The sequence below is a fragment of the Streptomyces sp. NPDC034670 genome, from assembly GCF_055574875.1.
Genome location: NZ_JBVITR010000004.1, coordinates 174,256 through 181,203 on the forward strand (window position 1 = coordinate 174,256; position 6,948 = coordinate 181,203).

Consider the following 6,948-nt stretch of genomic DNA (forward strand, 5'->3'; position numbering starts at 1 on the left):
TCTTTCTCCACCCCCTCCCCCCCCCCCCCCCCCCCCCCCCTCTCTCCCCCCCCCCCCCCCCCCCCCCCCCCCCACCCCGCCCCCCCCCCCCGCAGCCGGTTGTCCGCCGGACGGAGGTCAGCCGCTGACCGTGATGTTCGAGCTTCCGCTGCTCTGGTAGCCCTCGGTGGCCATGATCATGTAGTACCTGAACTGGCCCAGGTTCATGCCCGCGCGCGCCCAGGCGTCGAAGTGGTTGCCGGTGGTGATGGTGCCGGAGCCGCTGGTCACCTTCGACTGCCGGACGCTCCAGTACTGGTCGAAGGTGCGGGTGCCCTCGACGGAGGGGGCGTTGTACCGCGTCGTCTTGTAGATGTCGTACGTGCCGCCGTCGCTGTGGACGGTGCCCCTGTACTCGCCGGTGGGCCGGTAGCTGCCCCAGTTGTCGACGATGTAGTACTCCACCAGCGGGTTCGACGTCCAGCCGTAGAGGCAGCCGTAGCCGTTGCCCGACGGGTTGAAGTAGCCGGTGTAGCGGACCGTCCTGCGCCCGCCGGTGTTCCAGCCCTTGCCGGCGACGAAGTTGCCGCAGTTGGTCCACCGGGTGCTGTAACTGCCGCCGCCGTTGAGCGTCATGGAGACGGAGCCGCCGCCGTCGGTCCAGAACGAGTAGTACATGCCGTCGTAGCCGGTCTGGTTGGTGGTGATGGTGGTGGCGGCGTGGGCGGTGCCGGGCAGCAGCAGTCCGGACGCGGTGGCGAGCGCGACGGTGCCGGCGCCGCCGAGGAAGCCTCGCCGGCTCAAGCCGCTGAAGGGAGCGGGGTTCTGCTGGATCTGGTCCTGCTGCATGCGTCCTCCCGATGAAGGCTGGTGGGGGGCGGGCGGCTCCTGCCGTCCGCGGCCTTGCATGGAACACGGCGGGGGTCGCCCGTCGCCGTGCCGCGACGACCGACCGCCGTCCCCGGTCACACGACGCGAGGGGAACGACGGCTTCCTGTCGTTCGGTGGCCACAGTTTTCGTAGAACGCCATGACCCTGTCAACACTTTCGACATTCTTTCGGAAACGACTCTTCCCCCAGGAGAGGTCTTGGCGGGAGCACCTTCGCTGGTCAAGATACTTCTCACGCGAACCGTCGCGAAGGATGGAATGAGATCGGGAAGAGACGCAACGCAAGCATGTACGCACCATTCGAAACTTTCGGAGACGCGCGGACGCGACTGCGGCGGCCCCCACCGGGAACGACCGCGCGCGAGCGGCCTGCCCGGGTCACCGCGTACGACGCGGCGAGATCCGCGACCGTCGCCCACGTCGAGGTGCGGTGCCGCGCGCGGACCCCCGCATCCGTCGGCGGCTCCGACGAGCTGCACCGTGTCCGGATCAGCTCTTTCATCTGCCTCGAGTTCGTGGAGCCACGCCGGTGCGTCCACGGGGCCGGCACCGGGGCCGTACCGGGGCCGCGGGTCGCGCAGCCCGTCGTGGTCGCCGGCGAGTGCCTCGCGCACCGCGTCCAGAGCCACCCGCTTCTGCTCCAGGCCCGTGGAAGGTCGCGCAGGCGTGGGTTGCCGGGGGACAGCCGATCCCGCGCGGAGCTGCGGCAGTCCGGATGTGCCCGGGGCGGGTCCCGCCGCCCGCGCCCGCGACCGGGGGCCTCGGCGGCGTGACGGCACCGCTCGGGTCCACGAGCCGGAGCCCGGCAGGAGGCGACCAGCGCTCGCGGTGGGGCGGCGCAGGCCGGGCTGACAGCCTCGTCACGCAGGGCGAGGTGTCGTGGGCAGATGGGAAGATCACCGCCGTCCGTGAGGTACCGGTCGGCGTGCGGCCCGCGCCAGGCCGGATGACGTCGTACGCCCGCAGGAGCGGGTCGTGGTCGACGCATACGGCGCGGCCGGTGTGCAACAGTGCGCGCAGCAGTTCGTACAGGCCGGCCCGGCGGGCCGGTGAAGAGGCTGGACACGAGGAACTCATGGCCGCGTTTCCCCTCGTGCACATCGGCGCCCGACCCCGGACACCTGCCGGGCTGTGGCTCAGGCGTCGATGATGATGGGGATGATGAGGGGCTTGCGGCGGTGGGCGCGGAACGCCCAGTTCGCCACGGCGCGAGCGAGGAGCTGTTCGAGCTGGCGCGCGTCCCCGACGCCCTCCTCGGCTGCGGTGGCCAGGGTCTTCTCGATGACGGGGATGACCGGCTCGAAGGTGGTGTCGTCGTGGACGAAGCCGCGGGCCAGGAAGTCGGGGGCCTCGGCGAGGGCGCCGGTGTCCGCGTCGACGATCGCCACCACCGTGACCACGCCTTCGGCGGCGAGGGTGAGGCGGTCCTTGAGGGACGCTTCGGTGGCGCCGCCGACTTCCATGCCGTCCACGTAGACGTTGCCGGCGGGGACCTTGCCGGTGATGGACGCGCGCCCGTCGACCAGATCGACGACGACGCCGTCCTCGGCGATGACGACCCGATCGGGGTCCACACCGGTACGGATGGCGAGGTCGCCGTTGGCCTGCAGGTGGCGCCATTCGCCGTGCACGGGCATGACGTTGCGGGGTTTGACGATGTTGTAGCAGTAGACGAGTTCGCCGGCGCTGGCGTGCCCGGAGACGTGCACCTTGGCGTTGCCCTTGTGGACCACGTGGGCGCCCCACCGGGTGAGTCCGTTGATCACTCGGTAGATGGCGTTCTCGTTGCCGGGGATGAGGGAGCTGGCGAGCAGGACGGTGTCGCCCTTGCCGATGCGGATCTGGTGGTCGCGCGTGGCCATCCGTGACAGCGCGGCCATCGGTTCGCCCTGGGAGCCGGTGCACACCAGAGTGACCTTGTGGTCCGGGAGCTTCTCCAGCTCCTTGGTGCTCACGACCAGACCGGAGGGGACCTTCAGGTAGCCCAGGTCACGGGCGATGCCCATGTTGCGGACCATCGACCGGCCCACGAAGGCGACCTTGCGGCCGTGCTGGTGGGCGGCGTCCAGGACCTGCTGGATGCGGTGCACGTGGCTGGCGAAGCTGGAGACGATGACCCGGCGCGGCGCGGTGCGCATCACCTGCTCGATCGCCGGGTTCAGCTCCCGCTCGGAGGTGGTGAAGCCGGGCACCTCGGCGTTGGTGGAGTCGGTGAGGAACAGGTCCACGCCCTCCTCGCCCAGGCGGGCGAAGGCGCGCAGATCGGTGATGCGGTCGTCGAGAGGGAACTGGTCCATCTTGAAATCGCCGGTGTGCAGCACCATCCCGGCCCGGGTGCGGATCGCGACCGCGAGGCTGTCCGGGATGGAGTGGTTGACCGCCACGAACTCGCAGTCGAAGGGCCCGAAGCCGCGCCGGTCGCCCTCCCGCACCCGCACCGTGCGCGGCCGGATGCCGTGTTCCTTGAGCTTGGCCTCCAGGAACGCCAACGTCAGCTTGGAGCCGACGACGGGAATGTCGGACCGCTCGCGCAGCAGGTACGGCACGCCGCCGATGTGGTCCTCGTGACCGTGGGTGAGGACCACGGCCACGATGTCGTCCAGCCGGTCCCGGATCGAGGTGAAGTCCGGCAGGATCACGTCCACGCCGGGCTGGGTCTCCTCGGGGAACAGCACGCCGCAGTCGACGACGAGCAGCTTGCCGGCGTGCTCGAAGACGGTCATGTTGCGGCCGATCTCACCCAGGCCGCCCAGGGCGATGACCCGCAGCCCTCCTTCGGGAAGGGGCGGGGCGGCTTTCAGCTCGGGGTGCGGATGACTCATACCCTGACGGTACCCGGAGAACGGAACGAGATGATCCATTGCCTGTGTGATCTCTCCGCCCGACGGAGCGAGGCACCGGCAGCGGCTGCTCCGGTGTGATCGGATGACGTCGGCGGCCGGACGGGGAGGGGGCAAGGCGGTACCGCCTGCGGTGGGTAAGCCGTGAGCCCGGTGGTGCCGGCGACGCGCTCCACGTCGAGACGGCCGGTTTCAAGCTGTGGTGGCAGCCCCCATCCTTGTTCCAGCTGACCTGCGAGGGAGGCGGACGCGTGGGAGATGACTCGGGAAGCATCGGCGGTCCTCGGGCGTGGGTGGGCTGAAATGCGCGCTCGGGAACCTCGGTCTTCCTGCGGCCGGCGGCTCGCACGGCTTCCGCAGGCCCAGTCGATGGCGGGAGCGACCTTGACGGACGCTGTCACGGACAGGCTCTTGGTGAGCGTTCGGCTCACTTAGCAACGTGGGGTCGACGATGGTGGCTCGCAGCGCCGGCGGAGATGCGGCAGAGCCTGCCGCTTCGGGCGTCATCCGAGCGTCGAGAACCTCCGAACGCCCCTCCGAAGGCGTCGCCCGTGCAGGCACCTCGCTCATGGATTCGCAGGTCGACGAGCTGTGAAGATCGATCCGCCTTCTCGAACCGCCGCCCGGAGGGAAACAGGTCGAGCAACCCACCCGGACGGCAAAAGCCCAGGTCAGGGACTCTTGCTCGCAGGTTCGAGGATCGCCACGCCCTCCACACGCACCGCCATCGGAAGGATGTCCGCCTGAGCGAGGCGCACGAAGGAACAGGTCAGGCCCCGTCCTTGGGCCTGCGGCCCCGCATGCCGCGCCCCGGAGCGTCACGGTGCGCCCAGCCGGCGCCCCCCTCCGCCGATCCGTCCGACGCTCCGCGCCGGTCCGGGACAGTGCCGTGGGACCACCCCGGAAGGGCTCCGGAACGGGATCGTCGCGGACGGGCACGACGCCACTGATCGTAATGACATCCATTTTCATGTATCGTCTGCCTCGCTCATCGATCGCACCCCGGAGGTCCTCATGGCCGTACCCAAACGCAAGATGTCGCGCAGCAACACCCGGCACCGCCGCGCGCAGTGGAAGGCCACGACGCCGCAGCTGGTGACAGTCACCGTGGGCGGCGTGCCGTACCTCGTTCCCCAGCGGCTGGCCAAGGCGTACGAGCGCGGTCTGCTCCACCCCGAGGGCTGAGCCCGGCATGACCCGTGCCCCCTCGCCGCGCCTTCCCGTCACCGTCCTGTCGGGGTTCCTCGGAGCCGGCAAGACCACCCTCCTCAACCACGTCCTCACCAACCGCGAGGGCCTGCGCGTCGCCGTCATCGTCAACGACATGAGCGAGGTCAACGTCGACGCCGCCCTGGTGCGCGGCGGCGAGGCCGCCCTGTCCCGCACCGAGGAGCGCCTGGTCGAGATGACCAACGGGTGCATCTGCTGCACCCTCCGGGACGACCTGCTGGAGGAAGTGGCCCGGCTGGCGCGCGAGGGGCGTTTCGACTACCTCCTCATCGAGTCCTCCGGCATCTCCGAGCCCATGCCGGTGGCCGCCACCTTCGCCTTCGCCCGCGACGACGGCACCACCCTCGGCGACCTGGCCCGGCTGGACACGATGGTCACGGTCGTGGACGCCGCCCACTTCCTGCCCGAGCTGGCCGGCGGCGACGAGCTGACCGAACGGGGCCTGGACCAGTACGAGGACGACGAACGCACGGTCAGCGACCTGCTGATGGACCAGATCGAGTTCGCCGACGTCATCGTCCTCAACAAACTCGACCTCGTCGACGCCGCGTCCGCCGACCGGCTCCGGGCCACCCTGGCACGACTCAACCCCGCCGCCCGAGTGGTGCCGGCCGTGCGGGGCCGCATCCCGGCCGGCGAGGTTCTGGGGACCGGCCGCTTCGACCTGGAGCGCGCGCAGCAGGCCCCGGGGTGGGTCAGAGAACTCAACGGCGACCACGTTCCCGAGACGGAGGAGTACGGCATCTCATCGACCGTCTTCCGCTCCGCGAGGCCCTTCCACCCCGGACGGTTGTGGACGTTCGTGACGGAGTCGTTGGACAGCGGCGCCTACGGGCAGGTCCTCAGATCCAAGGGCTTCTTCACCCTCGCCGGCCGACCCCGCGTGACAGGACTGTGGTCGCAGGCCGGCTCGGTGGCGCGCTTCGAGCCTTTCTCCGCCCGTGACACCGACGGCCTTCACGCCCAGGAACTCGTCTTCATCGGAACTCATCTGGACGCGGAGCCGCTGCGGGCCGCCCTGACCGACTGCCTCGTGCGGGAAGGCGAAGCCCTGCCCGCTTCCGACCCCTTCCCCGCCTGGGACACCCACGGCTTCGACGAGAGCCGCGCCCACGAGTACGACCCCCTCACCACCGTGACGGGGCGCTGAGACTCCGGGTCGGGCGGTGGTCGCAGCCACGGCACCGTCCGGCCCGGTACACGCCCGTGTCAGAGGGGCCGCTCATGGACGACAGCGGGAAGCCGCACTCGGGGACGGTGCAGGAGACCCTTCTCGTACCGCTGTATGCCCGCGCCGTGGAGAACCGCAAGGAACACGCGCTTCTGAGGACGCGCGGGCCGAAGGGATCGTCGCATCGATCGACTACGACGTCGGACGCTTCGACGATCTCCCGAGCCTCACCGGCGCGCCACTGCGCACCCTTCCCTTCGACCGGTGGGTGACGGACTTCCTGTCCGCGCCCCCCGACGCCACCGTGGTCGAGATCGGCACCGGGCCGTACCTGTTCGTCGCGGAGGCCGTACTGCCCTACCCGCCCGAACCCGACGTGCGCGGGGCCATCGGCCTCATCGCAGACCACTTCCCGGGCGCCCTGCTGGTCCTGGAGACCGCCGGCCCCGGTTTCTTCGACGCTCAGGAACAGCACGACGCCCTGAGCAAGGTCGAGGCCCGCATGCACTGGTACTGCCCTGGTCCGGCCGATTGGCCGACTGGCGGCCGGATGCACGTGTACTGGCGTCACACCCTCATCAGCCTGCCCGAAGACCTGGTGGCGCAGTCGTCGCTCCCCCACCAGCAGATGGTGTCCGCCGTCGCCGCGCAACGGCTCCCCCAGGCCGAGGGCCACCGGCTCAACCTCCTGCGCCTGCCCTGACATCCGCGGGCACGCTCAGCGGCCGGTTCCGGGGGTGGAGCCGACAAAGGGAGGGACGGAAAAGGGGGCAGGGAAGGGAGGAGGGAGGAAGCAGAAGGAGCGTGGGGGAGTGGCGAGGAAAAGCAGGGGGTAGGT

Annotated in this window: 5 protein-coding genes; 3 read left to right on the top strand and 2 right to left on the bottom strand. The window is 70.2% G+C overall.

Annotated elements, in window-relative coordinates; translation table 11 throughout:
* Positions 1–117: 117 nt before the first annotated feature.
* The gene (locus ACZ56B_RS04620) at positions 118–828 is read right to left on the bottom strand and encodes a glycoside hydrolase family 11 protein (RefSeq protein WP_468786205.1); all 711 of its coding nucleotides are present in this window, start codon (positions 826–828) and stop codon (positions 118–120) included.
* Positions 829–2,005: 1,177 nt separating this feature from the next.
* Positions 2,006–3,691, bottom strand: coding sequence for a ribonuclease J (locus ACZ56B_RS04625; RefSeq protein ID WP_468786207.1), 1,686 nt, complete (start codon positions 3,689–3,691; stop codon positions 2,006–2,008).
* Positions 3,692–4,723: 1,032 nt separating this feature from the next.
* Between ACZ56B_RS04625 and rpmF the strand changes: the two genes are divergently transcribed.
* From rpmF to ACZ56B_RS04640, 3 genes are all read left to right on the top strand, one after another.
* Positions 4,724–4,894 (top strand): 50S ribosomal protein L32, encoded by a 171-nt coding sequence (gene rpmF, locus ACZ56B_RS04630; RefSeq protein WP_468786209.1) that lies wholly within the window; start codon positions 4,724–4,726, stop codon positions 4,892–4,894.
* Positions 4,895–4,901: 7 nt separating this feature from the next.
* On the top strand, positions 4,902–6,089 hold the full coding sequence (locus ACZ56B_RS04635; protein ID WP_468786211.1) for a GTP-binding protein: 1,188 nt from the start codon (positions 4,902–4,904) through the stop codon (positions 6,087–6,089).
* 289 nt (positions 6,090–6,378) lie between these two features.
* Positions 6,379–6,813 (top strand): hypothetical protein, encoded by a 435-nt coding sequence (locus ACZ56B_RS04640; protein WP_468786213.1) that lies wholly within the window; start codon positions 6,379–6,381, stop codon positions 6,811–6,813.
* Positions 6,814–6,948: the final 135 nt, after the last annotated feature.